Consider the following 20,163-nt stretch of genomic DNA (forward strand, 5'->3'; position numbering starts at 1 on the left):
GCGGTGGATAAGGTGTTCATCAGGGTACTGCTCATGGGGCGGCGCCGCCCGGGTGGTTCCAGCCACTGCTGGTGGCCAGTCGCGCCGCCGCCTCGTCGTTGCGCTTCTGGTCGCGTTTGTTCTCTGCGGCGCGGGCCTGGGCCAGCCGCCGCTCGATCAGCTTGCCCACCGCCGCCACGCGCAGCTCCTGCGCCTGCAGCGCCTGGCGGGCGCGCTCGCACTGCGTGCTGGCCAGTGACTGGGCCTGCTGCTGCTGGTCCACGGCCTGGTGCAGCCGCTCGCCGAAGCTCTGGTAGCACTGCAGCAGCGCCGCGCCCGTGGCCGCGCTGCTGAACTGCGTGGTCCAGCGCTGCTGGTACTCGCCGCGGTAGTGGTCGAGCTGCTCGGCCTGCGTCTGCACCTGCAGCAGCCGGGCCTGGGCCTGGCGCATCTGCGCCAGCAGCTCGTCGCGCTGGCGCTGCTCGTGCTCCAGCAGGGTGTACAGCGAGCGCAGCTCACTCATGGCGGACCTCGGCGGCGCGCGGGCTGTGGCCGGCGGTGGGGAAAGGGAACATCTCCCCGCAGTTTCGGTCGCCGGGGACGGCAGTTAAGCGCGGAAAAGGCGTTGGAGAAGGGCCCATTCGCTGCGAGTGGCCCGCCGCAGGGCCCGCGATGGCCGCGCCGCCCTGCCGCCAGGACGCCACGGTCCCGGCCTCAACCCGCCACCGTCGCCGCCAGTTGCCGCTTGCACAAATCCAGCGGCGCGTGCTCGTGCATGCCCTGCTGCAGCAGCGTCATGAGCTTGGGGTGCAGGCGAACCGCGAGGTCCAGCTCCGCGTCGTGGCCGGGCGTGTAGGCGCCCAGCGCGATGAGGTCGCGCGCCCGCGTGTAGCGCGCCAGCATCTGCCGCGCGCGCCGCGCGGCGTCGATGTGCGGCTTCTCCGCCACGCTGGTCATCACGCGGGAGATGGACTTCTCCACGTCGATGGCCGGGTAGTGGCCGCTCTCGGCCAGCTCGCGCGAGAGCACGATGTGGCCGTCCAGGATGCCGCGCGCCGCATCGGCGATCGGGTCCTGCTGGTCGTCGCCCTCGGACAGCACCGTGTAGAAGGCCGTGATCGAGCCGCCGCCCTTGACCCCGTTGCCGCTCCTCTCCACCAGTTGCGGCAGCTTGGAAAAGCAGCTCGGCGGGTAGCCCTTGGTGGCCGGCGGCTCGCCGATGGCCAGCGCGATCTCGCGCTGCGCCTGCGCGTAGCGGGTGAGGCTGTCCATGAGCAGCAGCACGTCCAGGCCCTGGTCGCGGAAGTGCTCGGCGATGGCCGTGGAGTAGGTCGCGCCCTGCATGCGCACCAGCGGCGGCGCGTCCGCGGGCGCGGCCACCACCACCGAGCGGCGCAAACCCTCCTCGCCCAGGATGTCCTCTATGAATTCCTTCACTTCGCGGCCGCGCTCGCCGATGAGGCCCACCACGATCACGTCGGCCTCGGTGTAGCGGGCCATCATCCCCAGCAGCACCGACTTGCCCACGCCCGTGCCGGCGAACAGGCCCAGCCGCTGGCCGCGGCCCACGGTGAGCATGGAGTTGATGGCGCGCACGCCCGTGTCCAGCGGCTGGCGCACGGGGTCGCGGTCCATGGCGTTGATGGGGCGGCGCGCCAGCGGCGCCAGCGCGGTGGCGGTGATGGGGCCGGCGCGGTCCAGCGGCTCGCCGTGCGGGTCCACCACGCGCCCAAGCAGCCCGGCGCCCACGGGCAGCAGCAGCCCGCGGTCCTCGCTGCGGCGCCAGGGATGCACTTCCGTTCCGAATTGCGGCGCGGACACCGGCGCGGGCCGCGGCAGCACGCGCGCGCCGCTGGCCAGGCCGTGGATCTCGCCCGTGGGCATGAGAAAGGCGCGATCGCCGTTGAAGCCCACCACCTCGGCCTGCACCGGCGAGTCCTTCCCCATGCGCACCTCGCAGGCCGCGCCCACGGGCAGCCGCAGGCCCGCGGCCTCCAGCACCAGGCCGGTCACGCGCATGAGCGTGCCTTCGGCCGGCAGCGGCTGGGGCTGGTCGGCGAAGTCCGGCAGCCGCGACAGGAACTTGTCCCAGCGCTGCTGGCGCCGCGCCTGGGCGGCTTCTATGAATTCGCGGCTCATCTGCGGCTCACCTGTGGCTCAGCGCGGGAAGCTGCCCGGATCGGGCAGGTCGTCCAGGTCGGGCATGGGCGGCGGCGGCGGTGCGTCGTCGGCGCCCAGGTCCAGCTCGAACGACGGCTCCGGCGGCAGCGCCGGCGCCGCAGCCGCTGCCCGTTGGGGTGCCGCGGCCGGTGGCGCAGCGGGCGCCTCTTCCCAGGGCAGGGGGGCGCCCAGCAGCTTCGCGGCCTGCGCCCAGCGCTGCTCGATGCGCGCGTCCACGCGGCCCAGCTCCGACTCCACCACGCAGCCCCCGCGCGCCACGGCCGCGCTGGCCAGGACGCGCGCGCCGCGCGCCTCCAGTTGCAGCGCCGCGGCGCCGGCGGCCAGCAGCGGCTCATCCTCGGGGTTCACGGTCACGCGCATCTGGCGCGCGCCCGCCAGCATGGCGCCCACGGCCTCCAGCGCCACGGACTCCACCACTTCCGGCCGCGTGCTCAGCTCGGTGCGCAGCACCGCGCGCGCCAGCCGCGTGGCCGACTCGGCCACCGCCCGCGCCATGGGCTCCTCCAGCGCGTCGAGCTGCGCCTCCATGGACTCCAGCAGCGAGGCCACCTGCGCCGCCATCTGCGCGGTGTGGTGCTGCTTGAAGCTCTCCAGCGCCGCCAGGCCGTCGCGGTAACCCTCCTCGTAGCCCTGGCGCTGGCCTTCCGCATGGCCTTCCTCGCGCCCGGCCAGCCGCGCCGTGTGCAGCAGCAGCGCGTGCTCGGCCGCGGGGATGTCCGGCGGCGGGGTAGGGGCCGGAGGCGCCTTGACGGGCTTGGGCGGCTCGAAGCTGTCGGGCATCCACGCCTTGAAGCTCTGCAGCTCCTCGCGCGGGATGAAGCGCGCGTACAGGCTGCCGCCCGCGCGCGCGGGACGGTCAGACGAACTGGTCATCGCCGCCGCCGCCCAGCACTATGGTGCCCTCGTCGGCCAGGCGCCGCACGATCTTGAGCATCTCCTTCTGCTGGGCCTCGACCTCGGACAGCCGCACCGGGCCGCGCGCATCCAGCTCTTCCCGCAGCATTTCGGCGGCGCGGCTGGACATGTTCTTGAAGATCTTGTCGCGCAGCTCCGGCGAGGAGCCCTTGAGCGCCACCACCAGCTCGCTGGACTGCACTTCCTTGAGCAGCGCCTGCATGCCGCGGTCGTCCACCTTGACCAGGTCGTCGAAGGTGAACATGTTGTCCATGATCTTCTGCGCCAGGTCGGTGTCGGCCTCGCGGATGTAGTCCAGCACCGCCGTCTCGGCCGAGCCGCCGAGCATGTTGATGATCTCGGCCGCGGCCTTGACGCCGCCCAGGCTGGCCTTGCGCGTGGTGCGGTCGCCGCCGCCGGCCAGCACGCGGCCCATCACGTCGTTGAGATCCTTGAGCGCGCTGGGCTGGATGCCGTCCAGCGTGGCGATGCGCACCAGCACCTCGTTGCGCTGGCGGTCGGGGAAGCACTTGAGCACGCCGCTGGCCTGGTCGTAGTCCAGGTGCACCAGGATGGCCGCCACGATTTGCGGGTGCTCGTTGCGCAGCAGCTCGGCCACCGAGGGCGCGTCCATCCACTTCAGGCTCTCGATACCGGTGATGTCGCTGGCCTGCATGATGCGGTCGATCAGCAGGTTGGCCTTGTCGTCGCCCAGCGCCTTGCGCAGCACGTTCTTCACGTACTCGTCGGTATCGGGCAGCAGCAGGCTTTGCTGGTTGGCCTCGTCGGCAAAGCGGCGCAGCACCTCCTGCAGCCGGTCGCGCGAGACGGGCTTCATGCGCGTGAGCGTCTCGCCCAGGCGCTGAACCTCCTTGGGTCCCAGGTGCTTGAACACCTCGGCCGCCTCTTCCTCGCCCAGCGTCATGAGCATGATGGCGGCGTTCTCCAGGCCTTCTTCGTCCATGGCGGGTCAAGCTTCCTTCTTGTTGAACCAGCCGCGCAGGATCTCGGCCACCACGGCGGGCTTTTCCTTGGCCAGCGCGCGCAACTGCTCCAGCGTCTGCACGTCGGCGCTGTCGTTGATGAGCATCGGCGCGGCGATCCTGACCCCCGCGGTCGAGGCCAGGGCGTCCTCCTGCGAGGGATCGGGCAGGGCCTCCTGGTCGTCCACCAGCGCGTCGAGCTGCGTGCCCGGCGGCGGGACCGGCGGCTCCTCGGCCTTGGGCTGGCGCAGCGCCGGGCGCACCACGCCCAGCAGCAGCATCAGCGCCACCAGCGTCAGCGCCAAGGGCATGCCGCCGGTGCGCAGCAGCTCCATCACCCAGGGCTGGCGCCACAGCGGCAGCTCCTCGGTCTTGTCGGCCGCGGGCGCCTGGAACGGGGCGCTGACCACGCGCACCGAGTCGCCGCGCTCCTTGCTGAAGCCGATGCTCTCCTGCACCAGCGAGGTGAGCTTGTCGAGCTCCTCGTCGCTGATGGGCACGGGCGTGACCTTGCCCTTGGGGTCGGTGGTGCTGCGCTGGTTGAGCACCACCGCCGCCGTGAGCCGCTTGATGACGCCGGTGGCGTTGCGCGTGACGCGCACCGTCTTGTCCACCTCGTAGTTGATGACGTTCTCGCGCCGTCCGCCCGCGCCCAGCGCGCCGCTGCCGGAGTTGGGCTGCGTGGGCTGCAGCGGCGCGGAGGCGCCGTTGACGGGCGCCGCCGGCGCGACGGGCGGCTGGTTGCTCACAGCGCCGGGAATGCCCGACGGCACGGCCGAGTTGGGGTTGGGCCCGGCCTCGATGCTGTGCTGGCTGCGCACGGCCGCGGGCTCGGCGCCCTGGTTGGGACGGAAGGACTCGGCGGTGGACTCGGTCTGCGAGAAGTCGATCTCCGCCGTCACCGAGGCGCGCAGGTTGTCCCGCCCGGCCACGGGCTCCAGGATGTCCATCACCCGCTGCTGCAGCCCGCGCTCGACCTGCTGCACGTAGGCCAGCTGCTGCGCGTCCAGGTTGCCCTGCTGGGCGGAGGCGCCCTCGGGGCCGGAGAGCAGCGCGCCGCTCTGGTCCAGGATGCTCACCGCCTTGGGGTTCATCTCCGGCACCGACGAGGACACCAGGTGCACGATGCCCGCGAGCTGCGTGCGGTCCAGGCTGCGGCCCCCGCGCAGCGTCAGCAGCACCGAGGCGCTGGGCTTTTGCTGCTCGCGGAAGAAGCCGGTCTGCTGCGGAATGGCCAAGTGCACGCGGGCGCTCTCCACCGCGTCCAGCGACATGATGGAGCGCGTGAGCTCGCCTTCGAGGCCGCGCTGGTAGGTCGTGCGCTCCTGGAACTGCGTCTGGCCGAAGCGGGCGTTGTCCATCAGCTCGAAGCCGACGATGCCCCCTTTGGGCAGCCCGGCCGAAGCGAGCTTCAAGCGCGCCTCGTGCACTTTTTCGGCCGGCACCAGCAGCGTGCCGCCCTCGCCGTGGCGGTAGGGCACGTTCATCTGCTGCAGCGCCGCCAGCACGGCGCCGCCGTCCTTGTCGGTCATGCCGGTGAACAGCACCCGGTAGTCCGGCTCGCGGCCCCACAGCATCAGCGCCACCAGCACGGCCAGCAGCCCGGCCACGCCCGCGCCCAGCATCATCTTGTTGCGGGGGGGCAACGCTGCCAGGCGCGCGAAGCGGCCGACCGGGGCCGGCGGCTGCGGAGTGACGGGGGAAAGAGCTTGGTCCATGGCGGCGCAACGGGTACAGCGCGGGCGAGCGTCGGAAAGGTCGCCATTTTTGGCCCTCAAGCTTGGGCGCCATCGGCCGATGAAGCCGGCAAAGCCCGCCCACTTCGCGCCACCGGCGCCGCGGCCGCACTTCTAGAGTCGCGTCCATCCTGGGAGGGGTGTACCCATGGCCGTGCGGCCTGGATTCTCCTTGTCCAGGACAGGACCGTACCCGTTAGTGCCCGCCATGGAACTGAAGCTCAAACCTTTCGATTTCGCCCAAGCCGCCGCCCGCGCCGGGCTGCAGACCGACGGCCAGCCGCTGCGCAACACCCAGCAAGTGCAGCCCGGCGGCTTCGCCGCGGCCATGTCGGACGCGCTCAAGTCCGTGAGCGCCACGCAAAACGAGGCCACGCGGCTGCAGCAGGAAGTCCAGCTCGACAACCCCAGCGTCAGCATCGAACAGACCATGGTCGCGATGCAGAAGGCCCAGATCGGTTTTCAGGCCACGCTCACCGTGCGAAACCGCCTCGTGCAGGCGTACACGGACATCATGGGCATGCAGGTTTGAGCCCCGTCAAACCGCCAAAAAGTTTGCGCTTCGCGCTCTTGCTGTCCTCAAGTTCTCCGGACCCAGGCCGATAGCACGTAACAGAACGTCCCCACAACTAGTGGGGCGTACGGCGCCACCGCTCTCCCCAAAGCGCGTGTGTCGCTTGTCTTGACCCATCCCACTCCCTCCCCAGGGACGCGCTTGCGACACGGCTTGACGCTGGTCCGGTAGCGATTGATTTTTGAGGAACGCATATGCCCACCAACATTGCAGCGTTGACTCCGGCCCAGGTTGCCCAACTTTCGACGGCGGTAATTGCCGGACTGTCGGCGGCAGAGTGGGGGCAGTTCACTGCGGAAAAGATCGCGGTGCTGACCACGGCGCAGGTCGGCGCCATCACCACGGCGGGCGCATCGGCGCTGAGCGTGGCCCAAATCGCCGCCATCGAGGTGCAGGACATCAGCCGCCTGTCCACGGCGGCTCTCGGCGTGTTGAGCACGGCGCAGCTCAATGCCTTGAGCGACAGCCAGCTCGCGGCGCTGACCACGCGGCAGGTGACGGCGTTGACGTCCAAGCAGCTCGCCGGCCTGACCACGGGCGACCTCAACGCCCTGACCACGGCGCAGTTCTCGGTGCTGACCACGGGCCAAGTCGCCAGCCTGACCACGGCGCAGATCTCCAGGCTGGAAGAGGCGGACGTGCGCGCCCTGTCCACGGCGGCCATCAAGACGCTGTCCGTTGCCCAGGCGACCGCGCTCACCAGCGCACAGATCGATGACCTGACCACGGCGCAGGTGGCCACCCTGAGCGGCGCGCAGATCGCCACCTTCAGCACCGCGGAAATGGCGGTGCTGAACACGGCGCAGCTGCAGGCCCTGTCCACGGCGGCCTTTGCGGCTTTGGGTTCTGCGCAGCTCAATGCGCTCAGCGCCACCCAGATCGCGGCCTTGAAGACGTCGCAGATCGCCGTGCTGAGCTCGACCCAGATCGGCAAGCTCAACACCGAAGACCTCAACGCCCTGACCACGGCCCAGTTCGCCGTGCTGAACACGGCCCAGGCTGCGGGCCTGACGACCGCGCAGCTTTCCCAGATGGAAGTGGCCGACCTCAACGCGCTGTCCACCGCGGTGATGCGCGCGCTGAGCACGACGCAACTGGCGGCGCTGGACGCGTCGCAGATGGCCGCGCTGAGCACGCGGCAGATCTCGGCGCTGAGCTCCACCCATATCGCCAGCCTGACCACGGGTGACCTCAATGCGCTGACCACGGCGCAATTCGCATCGCTGACCACGGCGCAGCTCGCAGGCCTGAGCGCCACGCAGGTGTCCAGGATGGAAGCGGCCGACCTGCGCGTGCTTTCCACCGCAGCGATCAAGGCACTGACCTCGGTGCAGGCCGCCGCGCTCACCAGCGAGCAGGTTGGCTCGCTGACCACGGCGCAGATCGCCACCCTGAGCAGCCTGCAGATCTCCACCTTCTCCACGGCCGAGATGGCAGCGCTGACCACGGCCCAAGTGGGCGCGCTGACCACGGCCGCGCTGGCAGGGCTGAGCACGGCGCAGCTCGGCGCGTTCGGCGCTCAGCAGCTGGCGGCGCTGAAGACGGCGCAGATTGCCGTGCTGAGTTCGGCCCAACTGGGCAAGCTGAGCACCGAGGACCTCAATGCCCTGACCACGGCGCAGTTCGCCGTGCTCACTTCGGCGCAGGTGTCTGCCCTGACCACCCTGCAGATGTCCAAGCTGGAGGCGGACGATCTGGCCGTGCTGTCCTCGTCCGTCATGGGCGCGTTGACCACGGCGCAGCTCGGCGCCCTGAATGCCGACCAGATCGCCTCGCTGTCCACCCGCCAGGTGGCGGCGCTGAGCGCGGTCCAGCTGGGCAAGCTGACCACGGACGACCTCAACGCGCTGACGGAGGCGCACTTCGCGGTGCTGACCACGACACAGGCCGCGGGCCTGACGGCAGTCCAGATCAGCAAGATGGAAGCCGAGGACTTGGCCCGCCTGTCCACGGCGGTGATCAAGTCGCTGACCACGGCGCAGGCCGCCGCGCTCACCAGCGTGCAGGTTGACTCGCTGACCACGGCGCAGATCGCCACCCTGAGCAGCGCGCAGCTCTCCACCTTCTCCACGGCCGAGATGGCGGCGCTGAGCGTCGCGCAAGTGGGCGTGCTGAGCACGGCCGCCGTCGCCGGCCTGAGCGGGGCGCAGCTCAACGCCCTGGACGCCGACCAGATCGCGGCGCTCAAGACGGCGCAGATCGCCGTGCTGAGCTCGTCCCAGATCGGCAAGCTCAACACCGAAGACCTCAACGCGCTGACCACGGCGCAGATCGCCGTGCTCACCAGCGCGCAGGCCGCCGGCCTGACCGCGGCCCAGATCGCCAAGCTGGAGGTGGCCGACGTCACGGCGCTGAGCACGGCCGTGGTGGGCTCGCTGACCACGACGCAGCTCGCCGCCCTGGATGCCGACCAGATCGTCGCGCTGACCACCCGCCAGGTGGCGGCCCTGTCGTCCACGCAGATCGCCGGGCTGTCCACGGACGACCTCAATGCACTGACGGCCGCGCAGTTCGCGGTGCTGACCACGGCGCAGGCCGCCGGCCTGACGGCCAACCAGATCGGCAAGATGGAGGTCGAGGACCTGGCCCGCCTGTCCACGGCGGTGATCAAGTCGCTGACCACGGCGCAGGCCGCCGCGCTCACCAGCGTGCAGGTCGATTCGCTGACCACGGCGCAGGTCGCCACCCTGAGCAGCGCGCAGCTCTCCACCTTCTCCACGGCCGAGATGGCGGCGCTGAGCGCCGCCCAAGTGAGCGTGCTGAGCACGGCCGCCGTCGCCGGCCTGAGGTCTGACCAGCTCAACGCCTTGGACGCCGACCAGATCGCCGCGCTCAAGACGTCGCAGATCGCCGCGCTGAACTCGGTCCAGATCAGCAGGCTTTCCACCGACGACCTCAATGCCCTGACCACGGCGCAGGTCGCCGTGCTCACCAGCACGCAGGCCGCCGGCCTGACCGTGGGCCAGATCGCCAAGATGGAGGTGGCCGACGTCACGGCGCTGAGCACGGCCGTGGTGGGCTCGCTGACCACGACGCAGCTCGGCGCCTTGAATGCCGACCAGATCGTCGCGCTGTCCACCCGCCAGGTGGCGGCCCTGTCGTCCACGCAGATCGCCGGGCTGTCCACGGACGACCTCAACGCGCTGACGGCCGCGCAGTTCGCGGTGCTGACCACGGCGCAGGCCGCCGGCCTGACGGCCAACCAGATCGGCAAGATGGAGGTCGAGGACCTGGCCCGCCTGTCCACGGCGGTGATCAAGTCGCTGACCACGGCGCAGGCCGCCGCGCTCACCAGCGTGCAGGTCGATTCGCTGACCACGGCGCAGATCGCCAGCCTGAGCAGCGCGCAGCTCTCCACCTTCTCCACGGCAGAGATGGCGGCGCTGAGCGCCGTCCAAGTGGGCGTGCTGAGCACGGCCGCCGTCGCCGGCCTGAAGTCGGACCAGCTCAACGCCCTGGACGCCGACCAGATCGCGGCGCTCAAGACGTCGCAGATCGCCGTGCTGAGCTCGGCCCAACTGGGCAAGCTCAGCACCGACGACCTCAATGCCCTGACCACGGCGCAGGTCGCCGTGCTCACCAGTGCGCAGGTCGCCGGCCTGACCACCGACCAGATCTCCAAGCTGGAGGCTGAAGACGTCACGGCACTGACCACGGCCGTGGTCAGCTCGCTGACCACGGCACAGCTCGGCGCCCTCGATTCCGCCCAGATCGCCGCGCTGTCCACCCGCCAGGTGGCGGCCCTGACGGCCACGCAGATCGCCAAGCTGTCCACGGACGACCTCAACGCGCTGACGACCGCGCAGTTCGCGGTGCTGTCCACGGCGCAGGCCGCCGGCCTGACCACGGACCAGATCTCCAAGCTGGAGACCGAGGACTTGGCCCGCCTGTCCACGGCGGTGATCAAGTCGCTGACCACGGCGCAGGCCACCGCGCTCACCAGTGACCAGGTCGATGACCTGACGACGGCGCAAGTCGCCTCGCTCAGCACCGCGCAGTTGGCCACCTTCGCTTCCGACGAGATCGGCGCGCTGACCGCGGCGCAGGTCGCGGTGATGTCCACGGCGGCCCTGGCCAGCTTGAGCGCGCAGCAGTTCAGCGCGCTGGGCTCCGACCAGCTCGCCGTCCTGGGCACCGGCCAGGTCCTGGCCATGAGCTCCGCGCAGATCGCCAGGCTGTCCTCGGACGTGCTCAACGCGTTGAGCACGGCGCAGTTCGCCACGCTGACCACCGCACAGGCCGCTGGCCTGACCACGGATCAGGTGTCCAATCTGGAGCAGGCTGACGTGGCGGCGCTGTCCACGGCCGTGATTGCCTCGCTGAACACCACGCAGCTGCGGGCGCTGGACTCCGACCAGATCGGCGCGCTCACCAGCCGCCAGGTGGCGGCGCTGACGTCCGCGCAGATCACCGGACTGTCCACGGACGACCTCAATGCGCTGACCGAAACGCAGTTCGCCCTGCTCAGCACCGCGCAGCTCGTGGGCCTGACGGCGACCCAGATCGGCAAGCTCGAAACCGACGACCTCGTCAAGCTGTCCGCCGCGGCCATCCGCTCGCTGAGCACGGCGCAGGTGGCCGGGCTGGTCAGCGACCAGATCGACGCCCTGACCACGGCGCAGATCGCCGCGCTCAGCAGCGCGCAACTGGCCACGTTCAGTGCCGATGAGGTGGGCGCGCTCACCGAGGCGCAAGTGTCTGCGCTGGCGACGACGGCGCTGGCCGGGCTGAATTCGGACCAGCTCGGCGCGCTGGGCTCCGACCAGTTCCTCGCGCTGAGCACGTCCCAAGTGCGGGCGCTGAGCTCGGCACAACTGGGCAAGCTCGCCAGCGACGACCTCAACGCGCTGTCGGCCGCGCAGTTCGCCGTGCTGACCAGCGACCAGACCGCGGGCCTGACCACGGACCAGATCGCCCATCTGGAAACGGACGATCTCGTGGCGCTGTCCACCACGGTGCTCAAGTCGCTGACCACGGCCCAGGTGGCCGCGCTCACCAGCGACCAGGTCGATGACCTCACCACGGCGCAGATCGCCACGCTCAGCAGCGCGCAACTGGCCGCCTTCAGCTCCGACGAGGTGGGTGCGCTCACCGAGCAGCAGCTCGCCGTGCTGACCACGGCGGCGCTGGCCGGGCTGAACTCGGCCCAACTCGGCGCGCTGGGCTCCGACCAGTTCCTCGTGCTGAGCACGGCCCAAGTGCGGGCGCTGAGCTCGGCGCAGCTGGGCGGGCTCTCCAGCGACGACCTCAATTCGCTCTCGACCCAGCAGTTCGCCGCGCTGACGAGCGACCAGACCGCCGGCCTGACCACGGACCAGATGGCCCATCTGGAAACAGACGACCTCGTGGCGCTGTCCACCGCGGTGCTCAAGTCGCTGACCACGGCCCAGGCGGCCGCGCTCACCAGCGACCAGGTCGATGACCTGACCACCGCGCAGGTGGCCGCGCTCAGCAGCGCGCAACTGGGCACCTTCACGTCCGATGAGATCGGCGTGTTGACCACGGCGCAGCTCGTGGCCATCAGCGGCGCCAACCTGGCCGCGCTGGCGACGGACAAGCTTGGCGCGCTGGGCTCGGACCAGTTCCAGGCGCTGACCACGGCCCAGGTGGCCGCGCTGACCACGGTGCAGCTGTCCAAGCTGGGCACGGACGACCTCAACGCGCTGACCTCGGCCCAGTTCGCCGTGCTCAGCAGCGCTCAGGTCGCCAGCCTGACCACGGACCAGTTCTCCAAGCTGGAGACGGACGACCTGTCGGTGCTGTCCACCACGCTGATCGCCGGCCTGACCACGGCCCAGGTGGCCGCGCTGACCAGCGTCCAGGTGCCCCACCTGACGACGGCGCAGGTCGCCGCGTTCAGCAGCGCACAGCTGGGCACCTTCAGCACCGATGAGATGGCCGCGCTGACCACGGCCCAAGTGGCCTCCATCGCCGCCACCACGCTGACCGGGCTGGCCTCGGACAAGCTCGGCGCGCTGGGCTCCGACCAGTTCCAGGCGCTGACCTCGGTCCAGGTGGCCGCGCTGACCTCGGCGCAGCTGTCCAAGCTGAGCACGGACGACCTCAACGCGCTGACCTCGGCCCAGTTCGCCGTGCTCAGCAGTGCACAGGTGGCGGGCCTGGGCACCGACCAGATCTCCAAGCTGGAGACCGACGACGTGGCCGCGCTGTCGGCCACGGTGATCAAGTCGCTGACCTCCGACAGCCTCTCGGCCCTGGGCTCCGACCAGATCGCGGCCCTGACCGCCACCCAGGTGAACGCGCTGACCGCGACCCAGCTGTCCAAGCTGGGCACGGACGATCTCAACGCGCTGACCACGGCCCAGTTCGCCGTGCTGACCAGCACGCAAACCGCGAGCCTGACCACCGACCAGTTCTCCAAGCTGCAGACGGACGACCTCGCGGCCTTGTCCACGAGCGTGATCAAGAGCCTGAGCACGGCGCAGGTGGCGGCGCTCACCAGCGACCAGGTCGATGACCTGACCACCGCGCAGGTCGCCACGCTCAGCAGCGCGCAGCTCAGCGCATTCACCACCGATGAGATGGCTACCCTGAGCACGGCGCAGGTCGCGGCGATCTCGCACGGCGCGCTGTCCAACCTGGCCTCCGACAAGCTCGGCGCGCTGGGCTCCGATCAGTTCCAGGCCCTGACCTCTGGCCAGGTGGCCGCACTGACCTCGGCGCAGCTGGGCAAGCTGGGCACGGACGACCTCAACGCGCTGACCTCGGCCCAGTTCGCCGTGCTCAGCAGCGCACAGGTGGCGGGCCTGGGCACTGACCAGATCTCCAAGCTGGAGACCGACGACGTGGCCGCGCTGTCGGCCGCGGTGATCAAGTCGCTGACCTCCGACAGCCTGTCGGCCCTGGTCTCCGACCAGATCGCGGCCCTGACCACCACGCAGGTGGCCGTGCTGAGCTCGGCCCAGCTGGGCAAGCTGGGCACGGACGACCTCAACGCGCTGACCTCGGACCAGTTCGCCGTGCTGAGCAGCGCGCAGGTGGCGGGCCTGAGCACCGACCAGGTCTCCAAGCTGGAGACGGGCGACCTCGCGGCGCTGTCCGCGACGGTGTTCAAGTCCTTGTCCACCGACCAGGTCAAGGCGCTGGTCAGCGACCAGATCAATGACCTGACCACGGCGCAGATCGCCACGCTCAGCAGCGCGCAACTCGCCACGTTCAGCACGGACGAGATGCTGGCGCTCACGACCAGCCAGATCGCGGCGGTGGGCTCCACGGTGCTGGCGGGCCTGGGCTCGGACCAGCTGCGCGCGCTCGACACCGACCAGTTCCAGGCCCTGACCTCTGCGCAGGTGAAGGCCCTGACCGCGGCACAGCTGGGCAGCCTGGGTACCGATGACCTCAACGCGCTGACGGCGGCGCAGTTCGCCGTGCTGAGCAGCGCGCAGCTCGCCGGTTTCACCACGGACCAGATGTCCAAGCTGGAGGTCGCCGACGTGGCGGCGCTGAGCCCAACGGTGATCGCGGGGCTGTCCTCGGACAACCTGCGTGCGCTGGTCTCCGACCAGTTCCAGGCGCTGAGCACCGCGCAGGTGGCCGCGCTGACCTCGGTGCAACTGGGCACGCTGGGCACGGACGACCTCAATTCGCTGACGGCCGACCAGTTCAGCGTGCTGACCAGCACGCAGGTCGCGGGCCTGAGCAGCGACCAGATGTCGCATCTCCAGGACGCTGATATCGCGGCGCTGTCCACGACGGTGGCCAAGTCGCTGAGCACGGACCAGGTCCGGGCACTGACCAGCGACCAGATCGACGCCTTGACCGCGGAACAGATCGCCGTGCTCGGCAGCGCCCAGCTCAACACCTTCAGCACGGGCGAGATGTCGATGCTGAGCGCGGAGCAGGTCGGATCCCTGTCCACGGCGGCGCTGGCCGGCTTGTCCACGGACAACCTCGGCGCCCTGAACGCCAGCCAGTTCCAGGCATTGACCTCGGCACAAGTGCTGTCGCTGAGCGCAACGCAGCTGGGCAAGCTGGCCACCGATGACCTCAACGCACTGACGGCGGATCAGTTCGCCGTGTTCACCAGCGCGCAGTTCGCCGGTTTGAGCACGGACCAGATCTCCAAGCTCGAAGCCGAGGACGTGGCCGCGCTGTCCACGACGGTCATCCGCTCGCTGAGCGCGGCCAAGCTGAATGCGCTGGGCGATACCCAGCTCCAGGCGCTGACTGCGGAGCAGGTGGCGGTGCTGACCTCGACGCAACTGGGCGGCCTGGGCACGGACGACCTCAACGCGCTGACGGCGGACCAGTTCGGCCTGCTCACCAGCGCGCAGGTCGCCGGGCTGGGTACCGACCAGATCCGCAAGCTGCAGGACGACGACCTGGCCGCGTTGACCACGGCGGCGTTCAAGTCGCTGACCGTGGCGCAGGTGGGCGCGCTCACCAGCGACCAGGTTGACAACCTGACCGTGGACCAGATCGCCGTGCTCAGCAGCGCGCAGCTCAATGCCTTCGCCACCAACGAGATGGCGGCGCTGAGCGTCGAGCAGGTGGCGGCCATCTCCACCGCGGCGCTGGCCGGCCTGGCCTCGGACACGCTGGGCGGGCTGGGCGCTGCCCAGTTCCAGGCCCTGACCACGCCCCAGGTGCTGGCGCTGACCTCGGCGCAGCTGGGCAAGCTGGGCACGGACGACCTCAACGCGCTGACCGCGGATCAGTTCTCCGTGCTCACCAGTGCGCAACTCGCCGGCCTGGTTTCGGACCAGCTGAGAAAGCTGGAGACGGAAGACCTGGCGGCGCTGTCCACGACGGTGATCAAGTCGCTGACGACCGACCAGGTGGCGGCGCTGACCAGCGTGCAGATGGATGCGCTGACCGTTGACCAGCTCAACACCTTCAGCACCGCGCAGCTCGCCACGTTCACCACGGCGGAAATCGCCGCGCTGTCGGTGGAGCAGGTGCAGTCGGTGTCCACGGCGTTCATCCGCGCGCTGAGCACCGACCAGCTCAATGCCCTGGGCACCGAGGAGCTGAGCCTGCTGTCGGCCACCCAGCTCGGGGTGCTGACGTCGGCGCAGCTTGGCCAGCTCAGCACGGACAACCTGAACGCGCTGACGGCGGAGCAGTTCTCGCTCATCGGCACGACGCAGGCGGCCGGCCTGAAGGCCAGCCAGATCGCCAAGCTGGAGTCGGACGACCTGGCCGCGCTGTCCACGGCAGTGATCAAGGCGCTGACGACCGACCAGGTGACGGCGCTGACCAGCGCGCAGATGGATGCGCTGACCGCTGACCAGCTCAACACCCTCGGCAGCGCGCAGCTCGCCACGTTCACCACGGCGGAAATCGCCGCGCTGACGGTGGCGCAGAGCGCGGAGCTGTCCACCGGCTTCCTGCGGTCGCTGAGCACCGACCAGCTCAATGCCCTGGGCACCGAGGAGCTGAGCCTGCTGTCGCCGACCCAGCTCGGGGCGCTGACGTCGGTGCAGCTCGGCCAGCTCAGCACGGACAACCTGAACGCGCTGACGGCGGAGCAGTTCTCGCTCATCGGCACGACGCAGGCGGCCGGCCTGAAGGCCACCCAGATCGCCAAGTTGGAGTCGGACGACTTGGCCGCGCTGTCCACGGCGGTGATCAAGTCACTGACGACCGACCAGGTGACGGCGCTGACCAGCGCGCAGATGGATGCGCTGACCGCTGACCAGCTCAACACCCTCGGCAGCGCGCAGCTCGCCACGTTCACCACGGCGGAAATCGCCGCGCTGACGGTGGCGCAGAGCGCGGAGCTGTCCACCGGCTTCCTGCGTTCGCTGAGCACCGACCAGCTCAATGCCCTGGGCACCGAGGAGCTGAGCCTGCTGTCGCCGACCCAGCTCGGGGCGCTGACGTCGGTGCAGCTCGGCCAGCTCAGCACGGACAACCTGAACGCGCTGACGGCGGAGCAGTTCTCGCTCATCGGCACGACGCAGGCGGCCGGCCTGAAGGCCAGCCAGATCGCCAAGCTGGAGACGGAAGACCTGGCGGCGCTGTCCACGACGGTGTTCAAGTCGCTGACGACCGACCAAGTGGCGGCGCTGACCAGCGTGCAGATGGATGCGCTGACCGCGGACCAGCTCAACACCTTCAGCAGCGCGCAGCTCGCCACGTTCACCACGGCGGAAATCGCCGCGCTGACGGGGACGCAGGTGCAGTCGGTGTCCACGGCGTTCATCCGGGCGCTGAGCAGCGACCAGCTCAATGCCCTGGGCACCGAGGAGCTGAGCCTGCTGTCGCCGACCCAGTTCGGTGTGCTGACCTCTGCCCAGCTCCACGACCTGAGCACGGACAACCTGAACGCGCTGACGGAGAACCACTTCTCGGCGCTGACGGTGGCCCAGGTGGCCGGCCTGAGCAACTCGCAGCTCTCCAAGCTGGAGTCGCAGGACCTGGCCTCGCTGTCCACGGCGGTGATCCGGGCGCTGACGACTGACCAGGTGGTGGCGCTGTCCAGCAGCCAGTTCGACGACCTGACGGGCTCGCAGCTCAACGCCTTCTCCACGGCGCAGCTTGCCAAGTTCGGCACGGACGACATCTCGGCGCTGACGGTGGACCAGGTCTCGCTGCTGTCCACGGGCTTCCTGCGGGCGCTCAGCAGTGACCAGTTCAATGCCCTGGGCACCGAGGAACTGGGCCAGTTGTCGATCGGCCAGCTGGCGTCGATGACTTCCGCGCAGTTCCACGACCTGACCACCGACAACCTGAACGCCCTGACGCCGGACCAGTTCAGCTGGATCACGACCACGCAGGCGAGCGGGCTGACGGCCAACCACATGTCGCATCTCACGGCTGACGACCTGTCCTCGTTGTCCACGGCGGTGATCAAGTCGCTGACCACGGACCAGTTCGCCGCGCTCACCGTCTCGCAGGTCGATGATCTGACGGCGGCGCAGGTGGCGGTGCTGACCAGCGCGCATGTGGCGGCACTGACGGTGGCCGAGGTGCAGGCGCTGACGCCGGACCAGATCACCGCGCTGACGATGGCCAACATCGCCGGCCTGAGCACGGATGACATCCGGGCTCTGTCCGCCGCGCAGATCGCCGGGTTGGAGGTGCAGGACATCGCCAAGCTGAGCGCCGCACAAGCCGCTGCGTTCGATATGAGCCAGGCCAACGCCATGACCGACGAACAGAGGCTTGCCAACGCCTCCATCGTGGCCTCGCCGGTGGTGCTGGACCTGGACGGCAACGGCGTGCAGACGCTGTCGGTCGAGCACGGCGTGACCTTCGACGTGCGGGGCACGGGCCACGTGAACCACACGGGCTGGGTCGGCGGCAACGACGGCCTGCTGGTGATGGACCGCAACGGCGACGGCGTCATCAACGACGGCCGCGAGCTGTTCGGTGAAGGCACCCTGCTGGCCAACGGAGCGCGTGCGGCCAACGGCTACGCCGCCATGGCGCTGGAGGACAGCAACCACGACGGCGTGCTCAACGCGCTGGACGTGAACTGGGACCGCCTGCGCGTGTGGGTGGACGCCAACCACGACGGCAAGACCGACGCGGGCGAGCTGCAGACGTTGACGCAGCATGGCGTGGCCTCCATCGACCTGCATGCGCATGCCGGCAACACCGTGGACAACGGCAACACGCTGGGCCTGGAGTCGAGCTGGACGGGCACCGACGGCACGCACCATGCGGTGGCCGACGTGTGGTTCGCCCAGAAGGCGGCTGCCGCGCCGACGGTGGGCGAGCTGCTGGCGCCGGCACCGACCAACGTGCTGGCCGAGCCGGCCCACGCGCAGGCGGCGGTGCAAGCCGACAGCACGGTGGCGGCGGCAACGCTGCTGCCGGTGGCGATGCCCTCGCTGCAGGACGAGCAGCAGCGTCACCAGCAGCAACTGCCGCTGATCTGATCCGGCACGCTGATGCCCGGCCCCACGGGGCCGGGCGGCATCGCCCCCGCGGACGATGCGCCCAAACGAAAGCGGCCCCGAAAGGGGCCGTTTTTTTTCATGGCGCAAGCGGCGTCAGAACCACTCCATCGGCAGATTCAGTCCCACCTGGGCCAGCAGTGCCTGGCGCTGGGCCCTGAGCGCGGCGTCGGGGGCGGGCCAGCGCCGGTAGATGTGCAGGAAATCCAGCACCACGAGGTGGTTGCTGGAGCTCTCGGAGTTGCCGCGGCGCAGGCCGGGGTTGACGTAGTCCTTGTGCATGACCACGCCGCCGCCCTCCCAGTGGCGCGGCATGGCGCGGCTGCACACGGACAGCAGGAAGTCCCAGTCCTCCAGCGAGGCCAGGTGCTCGTCGAAGCTCAGTCCCTGGAGCAGGGCGCGGCGGTAGGCCAGCGTGTGGTTGGGAATGAAGTTGCGCACCCACAGCGCCTGCACGTCCAGGCCGCCCAGCGCCATGGACTGGCGCGAGAGCGTGGGCGCGCCGGGCTGGGTTCGGTCTTCCGTGACCACCTCGTAGCCGGTGAACAGCACCTGTGCGTCCGGCTGGCGCGCCTGGGCCTGCAGCGCCAGCAGGTGGTTGGGCAGGAAGGTGTCGTCGTCGTCGAGGAAGACCACCCACTCGCCGCGCGCCAGGCGCAGCGCCTCGTTGCGGCTGCCGGCCGGGCCGGGCTGGCCACTGCGCTTGAGGAACATGTCCTGCGGGCGCAGCAGCTCCGCGGCTGCCGTGGCGGTGGCGGCGTCCCAGTCGTCGGCCACCAGCACGATCTCGAAGTCCTGGCAGGCCTGTTCGCGCAGCGACTGCAGCGCGCGGCGCAGCAGGGCGGGGCGCTGGTGCGTGGGCATGAGCACCGAGAAGAATGGGGGCGTGGACGGCATGAGGTATCCAGAGTCAGGGCCCGCATGCTAGGCACGGGCCGCGGTGGCGAAAGGCCGAACATGGCGGCGGTGCCCAAGCTGTTCGACGGATTGCACCCCGGAGACCTTCCTAAGATGGTGCAACTTCGCAGTGTCTTGCCATGCCAGCCGCCGTTTCCATCCCTCTGACCGTCGGCGCGGTGCCAGCGTGTCCGCGCTCGCGTCAGGCACTGCCCAGGTGGCAGGCCGGCGTCACCGTCGCCCTGGCCTGAGCCACTGCCCCTGCCGGCGCGCCCCCGCCTGGAGCGGCAGGCCCGGCCCCACCCCGCCCCCCGGCTTGCAACGCCGCCCGTCCACCGCCAAGCGAGAAACAACGTGCCGTCCCTCAGAGAAATTTTCGACAGCCTGGATCGCCCCTGCGACAAATTCGAGCATTACTTCGCGCTGTACGAGCGGCACCTGGGGAAATTCGTAGGCAGGCGGCCCAGGATATTGGAGATCGGCACCCAGTACGGCGGCAGCGCCGAGATGTGGAACAAGTATTTTGGTGCCGGAACCGAGATTTGCGGCGTGGACATTGCCCCCCAATGCACGGAAACGGAATACTTGAGGCTCATTATCGGTGACCAAGGTAGTCATGAATTTTGGGAAACCAATTTCAAAGAGTACAAAGATTATTTCGACATCATTATTGACGACGGATCGCACGACAATCCCCATCAAATCGTGACGCTGTTGAGCTGCTACAAGATGCTCAAGGATGGCGGTGTCTTCTGGTGCGAGGATACGCACACGTCCTACTATCACGGCGTGCGTGTGGAAGATGGAGGCTACAAGAATCCCCGCAGTTTCACTGAATTTTCCAAGGACATCGTTGACGTGCTCAGCAGTGAGCATGCCAAGACGGCCATAGGCGTGGGCCCTTTCGAGGGGCCACGGGTGCCGCCGCTTCTGGTGTCACAGTTTGACCGTATCCAAGGCGTCCATTTCTACGACAGTATCGTGGTCATAGAAAAGGGTGAGCGCCTGAAATTCCAGCGCGTCATTCACAACAAGAAAGCCTGACAGGAGCA

Annotated in this window: 9 protein-coding genes; 3 read left to right on the forward strand and 6 right to left on the reverse strand. The window is 69.5% G+C overall.

The window, feature by feature from the left end; translation table 11 throughout:
* Positions 1-31: 31 nt before the first annotated feature.
* From fliJ to fliF, 5 genes are all read right to left on the reverse strand, one after another.
* Positions 32-502: a flagellar export protein FliJ gene (gene fliJ, locus SM757_RS28895; RefSeq protein ID WP_322468014.1), complete on the reverse strand. Its 471-nt coding sequence runs from the start codon at positions 500-502 to the stop codon at positions 32-34.
* A gap of 191 nt (positions 503-693) precedes the next feature.
* A complete protein-coding gene (gene fliI, locus SM757_RS28900; RefSeq protein WP_084267965.1) occupies positions 694-2,118 on the reverse strand; it encodes a flagellar protein export ATPase FliI in 1,425 nt (474 codons plus the stop codon).
* 18 nt (positions 2,119-2,136) lie between these two features.
* Positions 2,137-3,033 carry a FliH/SctL family protein gene (locus tag SM757_RS28905; RefSeq protein ID WP_322468015.1) on the reverse strand — a complete coding sequence of 299 codons (897 nt, stop codon included), beginning with the start codon at positions 3,031-3,033 and terminating at the stop codon, positions 2,137-2,139.
* Positions 3,017-4,018, reverse strand: a complete 1,002-nt coding sequence (gene fliG, locus SM757_RS28910; RefSeq protein ID WP_066342237.1) for a flagellar motor switch protein FliG — start codon at positions 4,016-4,018, stop codon at positions 3,017-3,019. Before fliG ends, SM757_RS28905 begins: the two co-directional genes overlap by 17 nt.
* Before the next feature lie 6 nt (positions 4,019-4,024).
* Positions 4,025-5,755, reverse strand: a complete 1,731-nt coding sequence (gene fliF / locus SM757_RS28915; protein WP_066342238.1) for a flagellar basal-body MS-ring/collar protein FliF — start codon at positions 5,753-5,755, stop codon at positions 4,025-4,027.
* Positions 5,756-5,981: 226 nt separating this feature from the next.
* On the opposite strand from fliF, the gene fliE reads away from it, so the two are divergent.
* Both fliE and SM757_RS28925 read left to right on the forward strand, forming a co-directional pair.
* Positions 5,982-6,305 carry a flagellar hook-basal body complex protein FliE gene (gene fliE, locus SM757_RS28920; RefSeq protein WP_322468016.1) on the forward strand — a complete coding sequence of 108 codons (324 nt, stop codon included), beginning with the start codon at positions 5,982-5,984 and terminating at the stop codon, positions 6,303-6,305.
* Between the two features lie 236 nt (positions 6,306-6,541).
* Entirely contained in the window at positions 6,542-18,196 is an 11,655-nt protein-coding gene (locus SM757_RS28925) for a beta strand repeat-containing protein (protein WP_322468017.1), read from the forward strand.
* 114 nt (positions 18,197-18,310) lie between these two features.
* Here SM757_RS28925 and SM757_RS28930 read toward each other — a convergent pair whose 3' ends face one another.
* Positions 18,311-19,111 carry a glycosyltransferase family 2 protein gene (locus SM757_RS28930; RefSeq protein ID WP_322468018.1) on the reverse strand — a complete coding sequence of 267 codons (801 nt, stop codon included), beginning with the start codon at positions 19,109-19,111 and terminating at the stop codon, positions 18,311-18,313.
* A 354-nt stretch (positions 19,112-19,465) separates the two neighbouring features.
* Here SM757_RS28930 and SM757_RS28935 point away from each other — a divergent pair, with 354 nt between their 5' ends.
* Positions 19,466-20,155, forward strand: a complete 690-nt coding sequence (locus SM757_RS28935; RefSeq protein WP_322468019.1) for a class I SAM-dependent methyltransferase — start codon at positions 19,466-19,468, stop codon at positions 20,153-20,155.
* Positions 20,156-20,163: the final 8 nt, after the last annotated feature.

Origin of the sequence: Azohydromonas lata, assembly GCF_034427735.1 — a bacterium.
GTDB classification, from domain to species: Bacteria; Pseudomonadota; Gammaproteobacteria; order Burkholderiales; family Burkholderiaceae_C; genus Azohydromonas; species Azohydromonas lata.